This is a genomic window from Paenibacillus sp. FSL H3-0329, assembly GCF_037963285.1.
GTDB lineage: Bacteria > Bacillota > Bacilli > Paenibacillales > Paenibacillaceae > Paenibacillus_AQ > Paenibacillus_AQ odorifer.
Genome location: NZ_CP150150.1, coordinates 3,986,518 through 4,004,487 on the forward strand (window position 1 = coordinate 3,986,518; position 17,970 = coordinate 4,004,487).

Below are 17,970 nucleotides of genomic sequence, written 5' to 3' on the forward strand. Positions count from 1 at the left end.
TAATTCAGGTCCCTTCGACTATAATCGAAGTTCATCTAATTAGATCCCCCTCACTATAGATCGGACTGAGGAGCCGTTAATTTAATAATTTCATTCATTTTGCTAAATTATCGGACTTAGATGCAGCTATTCGTGCAAAGTAGCTTCCATAATGTGTGTTTTTATGGAAATAAGCGCAATACAGTCCGAAACTATCGCAAAATGAACTAAAAAGTGAAAATAGCTGCAATACGGTCCGACAAACAAGACCTCGTGTGAACTGACCATAATACAACAATTATACTGGGACTTTACCGCCAATGTGCAAGAGTGCAGCTAATGCGTGGTAACGACGAAGTTTGTTTAATTGTATTTACCACCAACGCACAGTGCAGCTAAGGCGTGGTAACGACGAAGTTTGTTTAATTGTATCTACCGCCAATTCACAGTGTAACTAAGGTGAGGTAACGACGAAGTTAGTTTAATTGCATTTACCACCAACGCACAGTGCAGCTAAGGCGTGGTAACGACGAAGTTTGTTTAATTGCATTTTGTGCAACTATATACGCTTTGAGGGTAGCCTTTGTGGATTTAGTTGCACTCTGTACACTTAAATACGAGCACTTGCCTCAATATGGCGGGATTCTAGAATAATAGTTGTAAAATATGCAATTAAACTGCCCCAAAGCTGCGAGCATAAGAGCTTAATTGTACTTCTTACAACTATTTTGCTTTTTTAATGAGAATTGAGAGGATGCTGCTAGTGCGATGTAATAGCGATGTAATAGCAATGTAATAGCGAAGTAATCGCAATAATACAAAAACAAAAAAGACCACTAATCACCTAAACACAGACGATTAGCGGCCGGTCAAATCCAAGCTAGTTTGCATTCCCAATATTCGGAGTTATCGGCTTATCCAGCGATTTCGGTGGTTTGCTTGGGTTTATCCCAACGCCGATCCGACCGAATACAAACGCTCCGCCAGGAATTCGATTCGCTAAATTCATTATAAGTGCCGAGCCTACCACACAACCGACAAATTGCAGCAGAACACTAAATAGTCCAAGGTTTTGCAACCCAAATGAAGCTGGAAGCTTAACGAATATAGCCAATAGCAAAGGATGAAGCAAGTATATGCCAAAAGAATATCTGCTGCTCCATTCCAGCACACGTGGCACTTTCTTCATTTTCGATGCCACGGAGAAGAGCAGCAAAATCATGCTTAAGGCGAATAGAAGCATATCAATTCTTTTGGAGCTATGCGCCGTTATCCAGCCTTGACTATTCACGAACAGCACTAGCGCACCTGTCAGAACCGGGAGCGTGTATACGGCTATGCGGAACTTTTTTAATTTTTCCCGGAACCACAGCTCATTTCGTCCCAAGTAATAGGCTACTGTAAAGTAAAAAATCCAACCAGGTGCGAAAATCCAGTACATTTTATCCCAGAAATAATGGGCGGCTGCCGTATCTGCGGGCGTAGTAAAGTTGAAGAAACCCAAATAGATAACGTTAATAAGGAACGATACGATTAGAACATTGCGGGGGTTAAGCCGCTTCGCATACGTCTGAAACCAGAGGAATAAAGCATAAAACTGAAAGATAATCAGTATAAAATAACCATGGAAATCTCCAATCAGCAAATGACGCCAGAGGTAATACCAAAAAGCCTGCAGCAAAGGAATGCCGTCACTACTCGACAGCTCCAATCCTTTTAGTCCTGCATACAAGGTCCCGAAAAAAAAGTAAGGCAATAAAATATACTTGATTCTTTTCTCCCAAAATCTCGCTGGAATTTCATTGGGATAGGCAAATGACAACACGAATTGGGAGATAAATACGAATACAGGTGTGCCAAACGTTAGCAGTAAACCCACCGATTCTACCCAAGGTGTATTTCCATCGTCATAAACCCGATAAAGAGCATGCAGCAGGGCTATACTTAAGCAGGCTACACTACGAAGAACGAACATTTCCGAGTTCATTTTGCGTTCCATGCGGAGTGCCCCTTTCAATGGGTGCTTTTAATGATCTACTGCGCTTCCTACACTTAAGCGGTCAGTAATTGTTTTTTCCAGCCCGGTATGAAAGTTATGGTTAGGGAACCAAGACAATAATTCCTGGGCTTTTTGATTGTTTAAATAGCTATGGAGAATATCCCCCGGACGAGGATCCGCATAGGTTGTCAGGAAATCCCGACCCGTGATGTCCCCTAATATCCGAACCATCGTATTTATCGAGGTTGGTATTCCGCAGCTAATATTCATCGTCTCATTATTCACTCTGCCGTCGGTCTGAACCGCATCAACGAACGCCTGCGCCACATCCTCCACATAGACGAAATCTCTAGTCTGCTCACCGTCCCCATAGATAACGAGATCCTCCCCTTGCTTTATACGATCCAGAAAAACGGAAACAACGCCAGCTTCCCCATGTGAACTTTGCCTTGGCCCATATACATTAGCGAGACGCAGTATCGTATATTTTAGCCCATGTAAGCTGGCAAACATCCGAATATATGACTCTGGTACACTTTTGGATACACCATAGCAGGACTCGGGATTTAAGGGATGCTGCTCATCAATGCTCAAATATTCCGGGTTCCCATAAACCGCTGCCGATGAGGCATAAACTAGCTTTTGAACCTGATGGATCTCGCACATGCGCAGTACATTCAGCGTGCCAACAATATTCACATTCGCATCAAATAACGGGTTCCGCTGTGATTCTCTGACGTCGATCTGTGCAGCCAGATGAATGACTGCGTTTGGCTTTTCAAGGCTAAAAACCTCATGCAAAGTCTCATCCCGAATATCGTACTTATACAAAACCGCAGCAGGATTCATATAAGTCAGACCGGAGGCTCCGGATACATTATCTACAATCACAGTTTCTATGCCCTTTTTTATTAGCCGATCAACCACATGGGACCCAATAAAGCCTAACCCCCCAGTTACCAATACCTTCAAAATAAAAAACTCCTTTCGCCCGCTAAGAGTGATCTTTGTACCGTGCATTCCCCGAAAAATTCACATAAAATACAAAATCAAAGTATAAAGGAGTGAAGTATATGGCTACTGCCCCTATTCCAGACAGCTCGGTGACTACGTCCATTCTTTCTGATGGTGCGGTCACATCTATTAAATTAGACCCTGAGACTAACGGTTATGTGAACGTCCGATCGTACGGCGCTGTAGGAAACGGTATCAAGGACGATACAGTAGCGATTCAAAATGCTATCAATGCGGGAAACGCCAAAAACAAAGTAGTAATCTTTCCTCCTGGTGTATATAAGGTATCTTCGGGACGCATGCGTAACCCCTCCGTCCTCGACTGGTGGTGTCTTCGAATTCCGGCCAAAACGAATTTAAGCTTTGAAGCCGGCTCCAAACTTGTGCTTGCCCCGAATCCACCCTCAGACACTAGGGTTCTAGTCATCTTAAATGCCTCAAATATTACAATCGCGGGAACCCTTGAAATTGATGGAAGTGCATCGACTGTTAAAACAGCCGTCAACGATCAGCTTCACGGCTTGTTCATTTCTTCTTCGCAAAATATAACGATAGAGTCAGTGTACTCTCACGATTGCTATGGGGATAATATCTTCATTGGGGGGACAGAAGAAATCCCCTCCGTTAATGTGCACATCGGATATGCACGCTGTGAGACTGCTGGACGAAAGAACTTTGTGGTCCATTTTGTAGACCAGCTTCATGTCAACAGAGCAGTCCTGAATAATAGCCGCGGTGGCGCACCGGGTTTTACTGGCGCTAACTCTCTCGATCTTGAACCCGACGTCTTTAAAGGAACGCGCAGCTTTTATCAGCGATTCGACTCCTTGACTACCATTGGTTTCGGTAACGATCTATCAGCAGGGCTTACAGATGCTATCGCTAGACTCTGGACACTCGACATCGGTTCACTAGATATGCGTGTAAGCGGATCGGTAAGTCCAGCCTTACTGTCCTATGGACTGACGCTGAAAATCAATCATTTGGCTATCCGCTCCACCGATCATAAAGCTAACTTCGGTCTACAGACGATCTATTCACAATTTATTGATATCGCTAGCGCCAAGTTCGATGGCATCGGAGGCCCTGCGATCTATGCAGCGTTTAATGCTGCCGGAGGTAAACCAAGGTTGCATATCGGTTCGTTAGGAATGTACGGCTCGGGTTCCACCTTAGCAAGTGGTGTCCGAATCGACGGGGGAGATCTTTATGTGGGGACGATGGATGCACAGGACTTAACGGGCAGTACTTTGCATTTATTCACAACGGAGTCTGACGTCATGGCTACTGTCGACAATATGATCGTCCGCAATAGCGGAACCAATCAGGTAGTGCTAGTCTCTTCTTACGGTGCAGCTAAACCGTCTCTGCGCCTCAATAATGTAGCTGTGTTCGATACCCGAGCAGTGAAAGTAAAGCGAATTCTAGAATTCGAAACACTAATCGGTATGCAAGGCACATCACTAGGTACCTTGTATAATCCTTATTCGCTTCCTGAATGGTTCTCGACCTACGGTAACTTCAAACGGGCCATTCGCCTCACTGGCGGGGCAGTGTTGCCCGCGGTGTTCATAGTGGAGGGTTCGCCCGAGGGAGTCGTAACCGCCCCAGTTGGCAGTCTGGCCATGCGAACGGATGGCACGGCACAAGCCACTTTGTATGTGAAGGAAAGCGGATCAGCTGCCAGCGGATGGAAGGCTAAATAAGATGAATCAACGGTATTGGTTACATGTCTCTATCGCATAAATGACACGTTCCAAATCCTCATCCGATAAAGAGCTTCCAGAAGGCAGGCAGACACCTGTTGAAAATAAGTTATCTGATACACTGTATTCCTCACTGTAAGGATAGTAGTAATTGCTCTCGAACAAGGGTTGTAAATGCAGCGGTTTCCATACAGGCCTAGCTTCGATATTGTGCTGTTCCAGACATGACAGAAGTTGTCGTGAAGAGAACCCCGCCACTTCTTCATCGATGGTCAGCGCACTCAACCAGTGCGTGCTGCGACAATTGCGTGCTTCCGGCATAAAATGAAGACCCGGTATGGAACCTAAACGTTCCCTATATCGCCGGCCAATAGATCTGCGCCGTTCAACCCGCTCTTCAAGCAGTTCTAATTGACCGCGTCCTATAGCTGCCAACAGGTTGCTTAACCGATAGTTGTATCCCATTTCGGAATGTTGATAATGAGGGGCAGTGTCTCGGGCTTGCGTAGACCAGAAGCGCGCCTGTTTTAAGGCTTCGGTATCGTCGGATACGAGCATGCCCCCACCTGAGGTTGTAATAATCTTATTTCCGTTGAAAGAATAGATTCCGAATTGGCCCCAGGTTCCGCTGGCCTTGCCTTGATAGAAAGCACCTAATGATTCGGCAGCATCTTCAATCAAGGTAATTCCATATCGGTCAGCTATTTCTACAATGGGCTCCATATCTGCGCTTTGTCCGTATAAATTGACGACAACAGCCGCTTTTGGCAGCAGTCCTTTGTCATTCAAATCTTGGCAGGCCCGCTGAAAAGCTAGCGGACACATGTTCCAGGTCTCAGGCTCTGAATCGACAAATACGGGGGTGGCCCCCAAATATAAAATAGGATTGGCGCTAGCAACGAACGTGAGCGTTGAACAGATCACGTAATCTCCTTGTGTGACACCGGCTAGACGAAGTGCGAGATGAATCGCCGCCGTGCCAGAGCTTAACGCTAGTGCACCCTTTGATCCTGTGTAGGCGGCCATCTCCCGCTCGAACGCATCGACTTGCGGACCAATAGGAGCAATCCAACCAGAGTGTATCGCCTCCTCCATGTAGACCTGCTCACGTCCACTAATATGCGGCGGGGATAACAAGATTCGTGGCAGAATGCTTGTTTGACGAATGCTCATGCGAAGCTCCTTTCTCCATTTGGACCGATTTCTCCAGATGGAATACATATCATATCGAGATCTGGATGCCGATAGAGCGGAAAGTAACTTCCTGATACTCTAGTGTCACAAAAGGATATGATCCGCTCATACAACTCTGGAAAAAAAATTCGTTTACCTAAGTAATAGTCAAGGGGTTCCAGTTGTGTCGCGAATCTATGCTTGAATTGAAATAAGTCGTCATTCCCCTTATATCCCCCGCCAAGATGAAAACGTTCAAAGCCATTTTCCATCCCCCACTTGGCTGCTGCGTGAATTAGCAATTTGGTAGGTGACCACTGCAGATAGGCGCGATCCCAACCACATAGGTGATAATGCATCCACGGTCGTTCATGTAACACGATGCTGGTTGCCACCGTTTTCTCCCCAACCATAGCTTCGAATAGCTCTACTCTCCCTTCAAGTAGATAACTAGTATCTTCTATAAATTTTTTGGGGAAATAATAAAAAGAATCCGCCTGTAAATCATTTAGTGTTCCGTAATACAATTCACTGAAGGACTCAATACGATCTTTCAGATTGGAATTCCGAATTGTAAAGGGCGCAGACTTTATTTTGTGAATATTCCGTTTATGATTGCTGCCATAATGCCGGATGAGCTCTGCCTCCGAACCCACAGTCAAATCAATATATATTGTATTTCTATTCCACTCAGTGGTCAGACCGCTTTGATATTCCGTAGCGTTGCCAATCAAGGGATGAAATCTTACAAACTCGGTCATGATCTTTTTCTCTCTACAGTAATCCGTGAACGTTTCACTGAATTGCCGGTACAGCTCACTTCGTTCGGCTCCTGGAGGGAGATTCGATATCGGTCCCCCGTATCCATAAGGTGTACTAATGTCGTACCAATCACCTTCAAGCCCCAGTTGGATTACAGCAGGAAGATGGCTTATGGAACGAAGCAAGTAAGGATAAATGATGAGCTGGTCTCCCTGCTTGAATACAAACAGCTCTGCCTGCTGGTGCTCTCCGTCCTCAAACAGCCGAAAAAACGCTGAGGAGAAATAGATATCCTTCGTCTCTAACTGGTTCAAATAGGCATCCCATTCCTCTGAACTAGAGCTGCCTAGCACGATGAAGTTACTCATACAACACCTCTTGATTCTCCAATATTTTGATCATACGTATACTTTCAGTGCTTAAGATTAGCTCGGGGTCTCGCTCACGCAAATAAGCATCTGAAGAAAGCAACAGCAGCCTTTTCTCCCGGTCTAAATCCATTAATACGTCTGTCAAAAGATTGCAGCCACTCCACCCTCCACTTTGCAGCTGGATACGATAATACTGTTCACCTAACCGGCCCACTACTGAAGTCTCTTCCTTCGTTCTAATCTTAAGAGAAGAGAATCCATACTTTTGATGATGTGCTTCTGCCATCGGGTAATCATCTATGATGTACGCCAATGCTTCTCTATCCCTATCAATCGCTGGAGCCAAATCTCTTACATACCAGTAAGTCCGGCCTTCCTCTGCAAAACCAAGCCGCAAATACCAAGCATGAGCTTGCTCATTCCACGAAAATACATCAAGTGCCAGCTTCGAAATGCCATCCTTTTGGGCTAACGTCTCCCCGTAGGCCATAAGCTTGCCGCCGATGCCGTCTTTTCGATAAGCTGCGTCCACATTCAAGTTATTCAGAACCAGCATCTGCTCCATTCTTCTCCATTCAGCGAATCCAATAAGAAGATCTTCAGAATAGGCACCAATCAGCAGTGTTGCTGAATGGCTTCCGCATTTACATGCTGCTTTCAAATATTCGGGATAACCGCCACAGGCGAATATGGTTTGATTGTAGACCGACTCTGGCAAGTTGCTCTGTAAGAGCCGGCATGCAAGGTGAATATCATCTTCCTGAAGCGGACTAAACCGCAAATTCATGCCGACCCCTCCTTTTGGTTCATTCTGTACTCATCGAGCGGCAGACTATGCTCACCCGGATTGGCCACAACGTCATCTTGGCGGATAACCTTCAGCACAGTTTTACATAAGATCAACGCATCTAATCTAAAGCTCAGCTTCTCAACATAGGTAACGTCATAGGAGAGCCGCTGTTTCCATTCCGAAGTATTACGTCCAGATACCTGCGCCAATCCCGTGATTCCGGGTCTTACAGTGAATCGCAGCCGCTCCCGTTCAGAGTAATGCGGGCTGTAACGGATGAGCAAAGGTCTTGGTCCGATCAGGCTCATTTCTCCCTTCACAACATTCACTAATTGCGGCAGCTCATCCAGACTCAGCTTTCGAATCAATCCGCCGAATTTGATATAACGCCGAGCATCCGATAACGGCTGGCCTTGCGCATCATACATTTCAGCCATGGTTCGAAACTTGTAGATGTAGAAGGGTCTTTCTCCCATGCCCGGCCGCTGCTGCTTGAACAAAATAGGACTTCCCAACTTTATCCGAATCAGCAACGCCACTACAGCCATGACCGGACTAAACACACCTAACATAAAGATCGCTCCCACCAAATCGAAGCCCCGCTTCATATGGCGATACATGGTAGTCATCCCCCCGCCTTTCTCTTATTCCGTAAAAAGACGTTCTGTGAGTGACTTTACCTCTTCCGAATTAGCACTCCAGTAATACACTTTAGTTCGGACGAGCGGATCTAGAGCAGAGCTGTTATGGCCAGGAATCTGTTCGTAAGCAAAATCCGCGGAATCCATTCCCTTGAATAGCCAAGCTAAGCTCATCAAATCACTGTCACTAAAACTCGTATCAATAATGTCTTTCTTTTCACGCAGTAGCAGTCCAGCTAGATCAGGAATATGCTCCGGACTTAATAGCTTTTTGGCTACAGCCCGAACGATATTGAATTGCTCCCGTTGGCGGCTAAAGTCACCCTCCGGAGTCGAGTAGCGCTCCCTTGCTAAATAAAGCGTGTGGGCACCATCCAGATGCTGCTCACCTTTCTTGATGGTGATCTCCGGAGTGATGGTCACATCCTGATCAATTAGCATATCGATCCCGCCAATCGAATCGATGAAATCACGAACACCGGAGAAGTTCGTCTTGATGTAGTAATGAATAGGAATATTCATAAAATCACTAACGGCTTGAATCAGTGTCAGCGTACCCTGCTGATTCCCACCCTTTGTCTCACCAACGATATGTGCATGATTGATCTTGGTATAGCCGACATTCTGCACATAAACCCGCGTGTCCCGCGGCACAGATACGATATTAACCTTCCGTTGATCCGGCATCACATGGGCAACCATGATCGTATCTGCCCGCGAGCTTTCTCCGCCCCAAGTGTCTGTTCCAATTAGCACTACATTAAAGGATGAGCTTTTCTTGTCTGCTGGGGATATCGCCGCAGCTGGAGTTTGTGTAGGCGTTGTTAGGATAAGCTCATCCGTTTGCGCTTGTGGGGCCGGTGTGCTGAGCGACTGTACCATCTCTTCATTGTCCGTAACCACATTAGAGCTAGGGATCGTCAAGGGGTTAAGAATCGCCTTGTTAAAACGATGCTCTGGATTCAATATCCCTCCAATCCAGATCCCCCCAACTACAACCACAACAAGAATAACAATCAGGCTGTATCGTCCCACCCGCCGCATGCGTGAACGTTTACCTGTAATTGGCTTGTCGCGCTTGCCCCATAATCTTGTCATCCATGAATACTTAGTCGACTTCATAGGTCAGATTCCCGCATGAACTTCGGATTTAATGCGTTCAAGATCATGTGTGCCCACCTGCGTTTCTTCCTGAAAACCCGAATAGCTTGGAATTAGCTGCTTTAGCAGTTTTTTGATCTGATGACTGCTTGGCATCAGTTCATACCGTTTGCACAAGTTCTCCAGAACCCCCAACACCAAATTCAGTTCAGATCTGGAGACACTTTGCGGGCGGCTAATCATAATACGGTAGTTGTTAGTGACCAATAACCCTTCTTCTTCAGTCAAAAGCTCCTCAAACAATTTTTCTCCAGGACGAATGCCAGTGACCACAATGGGAATATCTTTGTCAGGCTCGAGACCCGACAAGCGGATTAAATCCCTCGCTAGATCGTATATACGAACTGGCTTACCCATATCCAGCACAAACACTTCTCCCCCTTGTGCCAGCACACTTGCTTGAATAACCAACTGTACCGCTTCGGGTATCGTCATGAAGTAACGCACCATATCCATATGTGTAACCGTCACCGGGCCGCCGTTTTCGATTTGTCTTTTGAATAACGGAATGACACTTCCCCTACTGCCCAGCACATTACCAAAACGTACAGCAGCAAAAACCGTCTTGCTTAAGGAATTCTGATCATTAATGATCATTTCCGCGGCTCGTTTCGTGGCACCCATAACACTGGTAGGATTAACCGCCTTATCCGATGAGATGAGGATGAACCGTTTAGCGCCATATTTAGCACTCGCTTCCGCTACATTCCTTGTGCCGATCACATTATTTTTAACTGCCTCTACTGGATTCATCTCCATAAGAGGAACATGCTTGTGAGCAGCGGCATGATACACAATGGAGGGGCGGAATTTTTGAAAAACGTTATCAATCCGCGATACATCCTGAATGTCCGCTATAATGGGATGAATGATCTGATCGGGATATAACTGCCGCAATTCTTGTTCAATAAGATAAATGCTATTTTCTCCATGCCCCAAAAGCAGCATTTCCTTCGGACGGTACGCAGCCAATTGCCGGCATAACTCCGAACCAATTGAACCGCCTGCACCGGTGATGAGAATACACTCGCTTCCCAAATTCTCACGAATCTCTTCCGTATTAATTTCTATTGGGCTTCTCCCCAGCAAATCATTTACGGATACTTCACGGATCATGTTAATGGCCATTTTCCCGTCCAAAATATCGGTCATACTGGGCATTAACTTGATCTGAGCTTTGGTAGATTTGCAGATTTCGATGATCTCCAGTAATTCCTTTTGTGGAGCCGTAGGCAAAGCGATGATAATGAACGAAATATCCAGCTGCTCGACTGCCTGGGGAATGAAGTTACGGTTACCGACAATCGGTAACCCCATAAGCTCCAGCTTGCGCTTTGAGATATCATCATCTATGAAGGCGACTGGGTTCATGAATTTAAATCTTGAATGCTTGATATCTTTGGTAACGAGGATGCCTGCTTTCCCTGCCCCTACGATTAGCAGATTGCCTTCGGATGAACCCTTTGCCCCCGCTGTTTCAAATCTATCGTTGATGAGACGGTTTACTAAACGTAAGCCGGCAATGCCGAGAAATACGTATCCCGCTGCAAAATAAATCGAAATCGGCAATCGATAAGAAGGGACGAATACATGCGTAGATACATTGACAGCGACCACTCCACAGAGTGTTAAAGCACTCACTTTTAGCAGCTGCAATAACTCACCTATACCGGTGTATCGCCAGATATTGTTATACACCTTGAATCCAAATGAGAACGTTGCGTACACCATAATGTGAATGAGTATCGCCCACGGAAGCATCCACATGTACTGCTCAGGGATTTGAAAATCAAACCGAAGTAAAAACACAAGCCACACTGAAGCCGCTATAATTCCCGCATCCAACATGACTAAACGTACGATCCGCATTTTCATCACTTCTTTCTCCCTAATTAACTAATTATTCGTTTATTCGTATGTTGTCTTATATGCGAGAATGAATTATCTATCTGCTGTCAGACCCGGTTGTAATTCAGACGGAAATGGCTTTATCCCTGGTTCATTCAGCGCTTCTATATAAATCGAGTCCATTTCACAAAGCACCGCAGGCAATCCATAGCGAATAATCCTGTCCTTATTCGCTTTCCCCATTGCTGCGGTCAAAGCTGCGTCCGCTCGCAGTTGAACCAGTGCTTTTGCCGTAGCAGCAATATCATCTACTGGAACCAACATGCCCGTTGACTCATGCTCAATCAAATCGCGAATGCCCCGAATATGTGTGCCGATCACGGGTTTACCTGCTGCCATCGCCTCCATAATCGCCCGGGGTAACCCCTCGCGATAGGACACGAGTGCCGCAACATCACACGCTTGTAGCAAATCCGGTATATCTCTTCGAAACCCCAGAAAATGCACCTGATCCCTAACCCCTAACCGAGTAGCAAGTTCTATAAGAGTTTGCTCGAAAGGACCTGTACCTGCGAATGCTAGATGAATATCGCTTGCTTGATCACCCAAATGATGTAGTGCTTGGATCAACTGTTTTTGGTTCTTGTTAGCATTTAACTCAGCGACGCAGAGAACAACGAATGAAGGATTATCATTGTATCTCTTAGGTAAATCAAATAGCTGGCGACGACTTTCCCCCTTCATTTTTGCAACTTCATTATCCCTCTCACCGCTACCGTATACCTGAAGATCAAGCCCGACTCCACTCACATAAGTTACTTTTTTTCGCACAGGGAATTTTTGAGCGCGCTCATAATCTTCACTATTGATAGTGATCAGCACATCCGTCCAACGGGCCATCAAATACTCCAACGGATAATAAAGCATCCAGTTCAGAAGAGGAGCACCTTTAAAAAAATGAAAACCATGAGCTGTATACAATAGGCTGGGGACACCTGTTCTATGGGCTGCAATCCGTCCGAGAATCGAAGCCACTGGTGTATGTACATGGACGAACTGAAATTTTTCCGCTTGGAAGCTTTTAGTTAAGATCCGCAGAGCCGTCCAATTCTTCAACTGTAAAGGACTTCGTTGTATAGGTACATCGTGACATACAATTCCCCGCTGTTCCAAGCGCTGTCTGGCTTCGCCCGGCTGAGCGTAAGCATGGACTTCACACCCTTTTTGCTGCAATAACACCATGTAAGGTAAATGAAAACTCTCGAAATGCCCATATATGGAGGCTACAAAAGCAACCTTTGCTTGTAAGCCTTCCTCAGCTGGAACACTCCCGATGTCCTTACTTGAGCTTTTATTGAGGTTGCTCTGCTCGTTGTCGAAGCTTGCGCCCAGTTGGCCTTTCAACGTGTTGGGTTCGATAGGGCATCTCTCCTTTCAGGTTTTTGTCTGTTAACCGGATGCAAGCTCCGTTCATCGCCATCATGAACCACCAATACCGCTGGAATAACGCCTCAATGCCCATCGATAACCCAATCATCGCCGCATGGGACAGCAGCAATGCCATAATAATCGGTCTATGAATCGGATCTGCTGCACGATAAGAACGGATACCCACAATAAAGAACCAAATCATAAATCCGCCATATACAATCAAGCCCAATAAGCCGAATTCAGTCAAAAACCATATAGGGGTGTTGTGGATAATAATGCGCAGTTCGTAATTATAGGAACCAAGCCCAATGCCTAATAACGGACTTTGTGCGATCCAATCCACCGCTTTGTCAATGATGTCAAGACGCGACTGGATCTGGGAAGGTCTGCTGGACATAGACTCCAGCACATTTAGATAAGCGGTGCCTTTATACAGCAGCAGAGCTATAAAAGCCACCCCAAACCCCATACCGATCTTGATCAGTCTGGACGGTTTGGTAATCAGAAGTGTAAGTAATACTAGGAACAGACCAATCCAAGACGAGCGCGAGAAGGTCATTATAATGCCCCCGGCTAAGCTTATCGTCGCTAGTACGCTGACCCATCCCCGCAGCAGCTTTATCTTCTCCCCACTCGTCATGATATGAATGGCAAAAGCCGTCACCAGCAATCCCCCGTATGCATTGGGATCAATTAACATGCCGGACAACCGCCCGTCTTGCACCATGAACGGAACCTTTACTCCGCTGAAAAAAGCGAATAGGGCAACACCATTTAAGAGCAGCACACTGATCAGGAAAAATCGGAGCATTTTATATAACCGTTCCCAGCTATCTGCTGCTTGCACAAGCATGATGTAGGTCAACAAAAGGAGAATAAATCCAATATCTTTTTGCAGCAGGGCGTATTGAGTAATGAAGCCGTTGCGCCAAATGGATACAAAGGAAGCTAAAACAAAAATGAACAGCATGCCCCAATGCCATGAACTGAATATCCTCCGGTCCAATTTGAGATGGAATCCAGCGGCAAATAAACCTAACATTAAGAAGAGATCCGACGGGGCGATACGGAAGGCTCCCCCAAAATCAATCTGCGCCGGAAGGCATATGATGTACCCCATGACCGCAAACAGAAATAATTTGTGCATGGTGTAGGGCTTCCCTACAACAGATACAGATGTCATACAAGTCCCTACTTTCCTACTTTCCTATAAAACAAGAACTTATGCTGCCGCTTCCGACTGTTCCCGATTTCTTGCCTTTCCGATGACACGATACAGCACAACTACACTGCCAATCATCTGTACAAATAACGACGAACTAGCTCCCATCGCAGCACCTACTACCCCGTAATGAGGTACGAAGATCAGACAACACAAGCCATTAGTGAATGCTGTGCACAAAAACAATGGAATCTGGGCTTTGTACCTTCCGGTAGCCGTTATGGCGTACCACAGGTAGGATGAAATAAATACCAGCATGGTGGACGCCAGCAGCCAATGAAACAACCCTAACTCTCCTGCCACGTCTGAACTGAATAATACGGTTAACAGCTTGTGTCCAAACAACCACCCTATCAAACAAGCGACCGCACTAAAACCCAAACCCATCGCTATCATTCGGCTGAGTAAAGTGACAAACTCCTTGTGTCTCCCGCCTGCGTGCCACCTGGCAAGACGTGGTGTTATGGCTTCACCAAGTGCGGTGACGACAACATTGCAGGCAACAATCATATATGAGAGTGAAGCATAAATACCTAAGTCATGCTCCCCTTTAAAATAGGAAATCGCGTATAATGGGATATTCGTATTTAACGACATCAACGCCAATACCACGCCTAGCGGTGAACTGACGATCAGTAAACTCCATAGGCTTCTTTTGTTGAAGAGTGGCCTGAGAGAAGTGTATATTCTCGCTTTACGAGCATCATATCCAATCGTTATCGCTAACCATCCGATTATCATGACTAACAAGGCAAGAACAAGGCTCTGTGTAGGGATAAATACGAGGATGAAGATTAGAATGGAGAATAACCCTTTTGCCATTCTGGAGATTGAGATTTGATCTAATCTCTCCTCCTTTTGAACGATGCCTAATAAAATATCACTGATTGATTCAACGATTCTATACAGACCGATGAAGAAAATAACCAATGCTGTATTCCAATCCAAACCACTCATTATGCAAAAACCTGCGGTAATCGTAAACGCAAGGGCGGTTGTTATCAGCCGTAAGCCCAGAAAGTCTCCAAAACTGTATTTCCCCGATGAATCAACGATTAATACGGAACGAAGATGTAGATGCGACAGCATAAAGATCGGAGCAGTAACTGCAAGCCCTAGCGAATATTGCCCCACGATTGCCGAAGACCCGAATTTATTCAGCAGGATCACAATCACAAACTGAGCACCAGCGTAAGTGATATTCCCGAGCAAATAACGAAGAGAAGCAAATGACATAGACGTCAGACCATTCCTGAAGAAGAGGCCCACTCGGCAAAATCTTCACCACGAATCTTGGAACGCCTGCTCTTTTTCCGATAATTCAATACGGCTCCCAGTAAATGTGCTCCCTGCTGCTCTAACAAGTGCTTGGCAGAACTCGTGTGCTTTAAGAGCACTTTTCCGGATTTCACAACTAGCAATACCCCCTCAGTCATCGTTGCCAAAATAAGGGCATCCGAAAATGGCATTAATACAGAGGATGAGTCGATGACAATCGTATCAAAACGCACGCTCAGCTCTGCAAACAATCGCTTCATTCCTTCAGAGCCTAGTAATTCAGCGGGATTTGGTGAAATCGGACCAGAGGTCAATACAGACAAACCTTCTGCTTCCTCAATAGAAATAATGCAATCCTCTAAGCGGGTATGATCCACTAAGATACTGCTAAGCCCGATCCAATTAGGCAGATCAAATGCCTTATGCACCGTTGGCGTACGTAGATCCCCATCAATGAGTAGAACTGTCTTACCAGCTTCCGCCATGGCAATCGCCAGGTTTATGGCTACCGTTGATTTTCCTTCATCCGGAAGCGAGCTTGTGACTAATAAAGAGCGGATCTCTCCACCAACGCGGGTATAACGAATATTGGAGCGTATGCTTCGGAATTGATCTCCGCTAGATGACTTCGGTTGTTCCAGGCAATATAATTTTGGCGTTTTCTTCTTCATAACTGATGGCTCCTTCTGCTGATTTGGTTTTCGCTTTATTCCGTCGTTTGTGTGGCTTTAATTTGCCCACGGTTCCCAGAAGCGGAAGCTGCAAATCAAGCTGAATATCTTTGGCACTTCTCACGGGTTTCTCCATCAATTCCCGGAGGATAGAGATTGCAATCCCGGTAATCAGCGCCAATCCGAAGGCAACAGCCATATTGAAGACGGGCTTAGGTGAGACAGGATCAGAAGGAACCTTGGCACGGTCGAGAAATACAACATTCTCCACTCCCATAATCGATTGAATATTCGCATTAAAGGCCTCTCCGAAGCCATTCGCGATATCTGTTGCCCGTTGAGCTTTTGAATCAGTCACAATTACCGTTGTTACGAGTGACTCGCTATTGGTTCTTGTCTTAACATTTTTGAGTAACTCTTCTGCTGTCATTTTTAGCTGCAGCTTTCTGACGACCTCTTCCGCTATCCTGCTGCTTCGAATGATCTCCCCGTAAGTAGTGACCAGCTTTTGTCCGGCCATAATGTCATTAATTGCTTTCTGCTGCCTGTCCCCTTGAATAAGTATAGAAGCTGTCGCTTCGTATTTCGGCTGTAAAACGTAATAGCTAACACTACCAGCGAGCCCGACTGCAGCGATACATAATACAATAATGAACAGCAGCCTACGTTTTACTAGTTTCAAAATGCTGCCCAGTTCGAATTCCATCGATCATTTCTCCTAACTAGTTAATGTATTGTCGCTTCTTTAACAAGATTATTGTTGTATATTCATATTCTCTTTCTCTCAACATATGTCCAAGTCCGTACTTAAAATTTAAATGTCAAAATATTAAAGAGCTCATTTAGCTCACCTGTTAAAATCCAACAAAAAAAGGCATTCTCCAGCCAAATCTACTGGTAGAATACCTTACATATAATCTATCTAGTTCAGGAATGTACAAGTGTAGTCAACACCATCAGGAGATATCTTTACGGTTCAGAACATGATTAACATTGCTTAACATGCCGGACAGGATACCCGCAATTGGGAATACTGCCCAATTGATGTCCCAGCGCCCATAGACAAAACCCGTGAACAGAAAAATCGCCGTCGCCAAAGGCCATAACACAGCCCCAACAACTCCAACAAATCGGTTCTCTTCCTGCTTCTCTGCAATGATATTCGGCTCCTCCAGCAACTTCGTATAAGTACCCTGGATATTCCCGTAATAGATGAACAGAAACACCGCTACAGCCGCAATAAACAGAAAAGCAGCGACTCCATAGGGAGCATAGTCATCGTTGACATAGCTAGTGGTGAAGATAAAAGCCGGCGACAGCACACACAGGCAGACTCCTGTAATCAGAGAAAGACGGTAAGTCGGAGCATAAAGACTTTGGCTCCGTTGAAGCGCCATCTTTAGAGCGTAAGGCAGCTGAAAACCTTGCTCCAGACTCTTAAAGCGATCCAGCTTCATTCCGCTGTGTATAAACATCCCGACCGCGATAGCGACCAGCAAGAACATTCCGACCAGCCCCAGCATAGAACCTTTATCACTCATAACAGCCTTATTTTCAAATATTGTATCCAGAGTGATCAAAAACGCCACTCCGCATGCGCAGAGAAAAACGCCGATACCCGTCCATAATCCAGCGCTTCGTCTGGCCGCCGCATAAGCGTAAACCTCTTCTTCCGTCAGCACCGGAATAGCCTGTTCCGGCGCAACTGGATCGATGCCAAGCTCCGCTGTCAGCTCTTCAATATTGCCGAATTCCGATATGACGATACCAATCGCCTCATTCTCCGACTTGCCAGCAAGCTTCAGCTCTAGGTACTTCTCCTCCATCCCGGATAGCAGCTCTTGCTTCAGATGTTCCAGTTCCTGAGTCTTTGGCAGACCCGCAAACATATTATCCAGATATACTATGATCGTCTCCATGCTCT

Annotated in this window: 15 protein-coding genes; 1 reads left to right on the forward strand and 14 read right to left on the reverse strand. The window is 45.7% G+C overall.

Annotated elements, in window-relative coordinates; translation table 11 throughout:
• Nucleotides 1–859 precede the first annotated feature (859 nt).
• Nucleotides 860–1,978: an acyltransferase family protein gene (locus NSQ66_RS17530; RefSeq protein WP_076141898.1), complete on the reverse strand. Its 1,119-nt coding sequence runs from the start codon at nt 1,976–1,978 to the stop codon at nt 860–862.
• A gap of 27 nt (nt 1,979–2,005) precedes the next feature.
• Nucleotides 2,006–2,950, reverse strand: coding sequence for an NAD-dependent epimerase/dehydratase family protein (locus NSQ66_RS17535; RefSeq protein ID WP_036688229.1), 945 nt, complete (start codon nt 2,948–2,950; stop codon nt 2,006–2,008).
• 101 nt (nt 2,951–3,051) lie between these two features.
• On the opposite strand from NSQ66_RS17535, the gene NSQ66_RS17540 reads away from it, so the two are divergent.
• Nucleotides 3,052–4,698: a glycosyl hydrolase family 28-related protein gene (locus tag NSQ66_RS17540; protein WP_036688232.1), complete on the forward strand. Its 1,647-nt coding sequence runs from the start codon at nt 3,052–3,054 to the stop codon at nt 4,696–4,698.
• Between the two features lie 6 nt (nt 4,699–4,704).
• Here the strand turns inward: NSQ66_RS17540 and NSQ66_RS17545 are convergent, their stop codons facing one another.
• The 12 genes from NSQ66_RS17545 to NSQ66_RS17600 form a co-directional block, all read right to left on the reverse strand.
• Complete coding sequence (locus NSQ66_RS17545) at nt 4,705–5,871, reverse strand: DegT/DnrJ/EryC1/StrS family aminotransferase (RefSeq protein ID WP_036688235.1); 1,167 nt, start codon at nt 5,869–5,871, stop codon at nt 4,705–4,707.
• The gene (locus NSQ66_RS17550; protein ID WP_036688237.1) at nt 5,868–7,001 is read right to left on the reverse strand and encodes a GNAT family N-acetyltransferase; all 1,134 of its coding nucleotides are present in this window, start codon (nt 6,999–7,001) and stop codon (nt 5,868–5,870) included. Before NSQ66_RS17550 ends, NSQ66_RS17545 begins: the two co-directional genes overlap by 4 nt.
• Complete coding sequence (locus NSQ66_RS17555; RefSeq protein WP_051491570.1) at nt 6,994–7,791, reverse strand: GNAT family N-acetyltransferase; 798 nt, start codon at nt 7,789–7,791, stop codon at nt 6,994–6,996. Before NSQ66_RS17555 ends, NSQ66_RS17550 begins: the two co-directional genes overlap by 8 nt.
• Nucleotides 7,788–8,414, reverse strand: coding sequence for a sugar transferase (locus NSQ66_RS17560; protein ID WP_063829847.1), 627 nt, complete (start codon nt 8,412–8,414; stop codon nt 7,788–7,790). The genes NSQ66_RS17555 and NSQ66_RS17560 overlap by 4 nt, the downstream gene beginning before the upstream one ends.
• 24 nt (nt 8,415–8,438) lie before the next feature.
• On the reverse strand, nt 8,439–9,533 hold the full coding sequence (locus NSQ66_RS17565; protein WP_339279327.1) for an LCP family protein: 1,095 nt from the start codon (nt 9,531–9,533) through the stop codon (nt 8,439–8,441).
• Between the two features lie 27 nt (nt 9,534–9,560).
• The gene (locus NSQ66_RS17570; RefSeq protein WP_051491571.1) at nt 9,561–11,471 is read right to left on the reverse strand and encodes a nucleoside-diphosphate sugar epimerase/dehydratase; all 1,911 of its coding nucleotides are present in this window, start codon (nt 11,469–11,471) and stop codon (nt 9,561–9,563) included.
• 66 nt (nt 11,472–11,537) lie between these two features.
• Complete coding sequence (locus NSQ66_RS17575) at nt 11,538–12,848, reverse strand: glycosyltransferase family 4 protein (RefSeq protein WP_051491572.1); 1,311 nt, start codon at nt 12,846–12,848, stop codon at nt 11,538–11,540.
• Nucleotides 12,796–14,022: an O-antigen ligase family protein gene (locus tag NSQ66_RS17580; protein ID WP_036688239.1), complete on the reverse strand. Its 1,227-nt coding sequence runs from the start codon at nt 14,020–14,022 to the stop codon at nt 12,796–12,798. Before NSQ66_RS17580 ends, NSQ66_RS17575 begins: the two co-directional genes overlap by 53 nt.
• A 75-nt stretch (nt 14,023–14,097) precedes the next feature.
• A complete protein-coding gene (locus NSQ66_RS17585) occupies nt 14,098–15,333 on the reverse strand; it encodes an oligosaccharide flippase family protein (protein WP_036688241.1) in 1,236 nt (411 codons plus the stop codon).
• A gap of 5 nt (nt 15,334–15,338) precedes the next feature.
• Nucleotides 15,339–16,046 (reverse strand): CpsD/CapB family tyrosine-protein kinase, encoded by a 708-nt coding sequence (locus NSQ66_RS17590; RefSeq protein ID WP_036688243.1) that lies wholly within the window; start codon nt 16,044–16,046, stop codon nt 15,339–15,341.
• On the reverse strand, nt 15,994–16,752 hold the full coding sequence (locus tag NSQ66_RS17595; RefSeq protein ID WP_036688245.1) for a Wzz/FepE/Etk N-terminal domain-containing protein: 759 nt from the start codon (nt 16,750–16,752) through the stop codon (nt 15,994–15,996). The genes NSQ66_RS17590 and NSQ66_RS17595 overlap by 53 nt, the downstream gene beginning before the upstream one ends.
• A gap of 250 nt (nt 16,753–17,002) precedes the next feature.
• Nucleotides 17,003–17,965: a permease prefix domain 1-containing protein gene (locus tag NSQ66_RS17600; RefSeq protein WP_036688247.1), complete on the reverse strand. Its 963-nt coding sequence runs from the start codon at nt 17,963–17,965 to the stop codon at nt 17,003–17,005.
• Between the last annotated feature and the right edge of the window lie 5 nt (nt 17,966–17,970).

Excerpts from the sequence above, each read along its gene's own strand:
- NSQ66_RS17530 (WP_076141898.1), bottom strand. The coding sequence starts at position 1,978 with ATGGAACGCAAAATGAACTCGGAAATGTTCGTTCTTCGTAGTGTAGCC.
- NSQ66_RS17560 (WP_063829847.1), bottom strand. The coding sequence starts at position 8,414 with ATGTATCGCCATATGAAGCGGGGCTTCGATTTGGTGGGAGCGATCTTT.
- NSQ66_RS17595 (WP_036688245.1), bottom strand. The coding sequence starts at position 16,752 with ATGGAATTCGAACTGGGCAGCATTTTGAAACTAGTAAAACGTAGGCTG.
- NSQ66_RS17565 (WP_339279327.1), bottom strand. The coding sequence starts at position 9,533 with ATGACAAGATTATGGGGCAAGCGCGACAAGCCAATTACAGGTAAACGT.
- NSQ66_RS17585 (WP_036688241.1), bottom strand. The coding sequence starts at position 15,333 with ATGTCATTTGCTTCTCTTCGTTATTTGCTCGGGAATATCACTTACGCT.
- NSQ66_RS17580 (WP_036688239.1), bottom strand. The coding sequence starts at position 14,022 with ATGCACAAATTATTTCTGTTTGCGGTCATGGGGTACATCATATGCCTT.
- NSQ66_RS17600 (WP_036688247.1), bottom strand. The coding sequence starts at position 17,965 with ATGGAGACGATCATAGTATATCTGGATAATATGTTTGCGGGTCTGCCA.
- NSQ66_RS17545 (WP_036688235.1), bottom strand. The coding sequence starts at position 5,871 with ATGAGCATTCGTCAAACAAGCATTCTGCCACGAATCTTGTTATCCCCG.
- NSQ66_RS17550 (WP_036688237.1), bottom strand. The coding sequence starts at position 7,001 with ATGAGTAACTTCATCGTGCTAGGCAGCTCTAGTTCAGAGGAATGGGAT.
- NSQ66_RS17555 (WP_051491570.1), bottom strand. The coding sequence starts at position 7,791 with ATGAATTTGCGGTTTAGTCCGCTTCAGGAAGATGATATTCACCTTGCA.
- NSQ66_RS17570 (WP_051491571.1), bottom strand. The coding sequence starts at position 11,471 with ATGAAAATGCGGATCGTACGTTTAGTCATGTTGGATGCGGGAATTATA.
- NSQ66_RS17540 (WP_036688232.1), top strand. The coding sequence starts at position 3,052 with ATGGCTACTGCCCCTATTCCAGACAGCTCGGTGACTACGTCCATTCTT.
- NSQ66_RS17590 (WP_036688243.1), bottom strand. The coding sequence starts at position 16,046 with ATGAAGAAGAAAACGCCAAAATTATATTGCCTGGAACAACCGAAGTCA.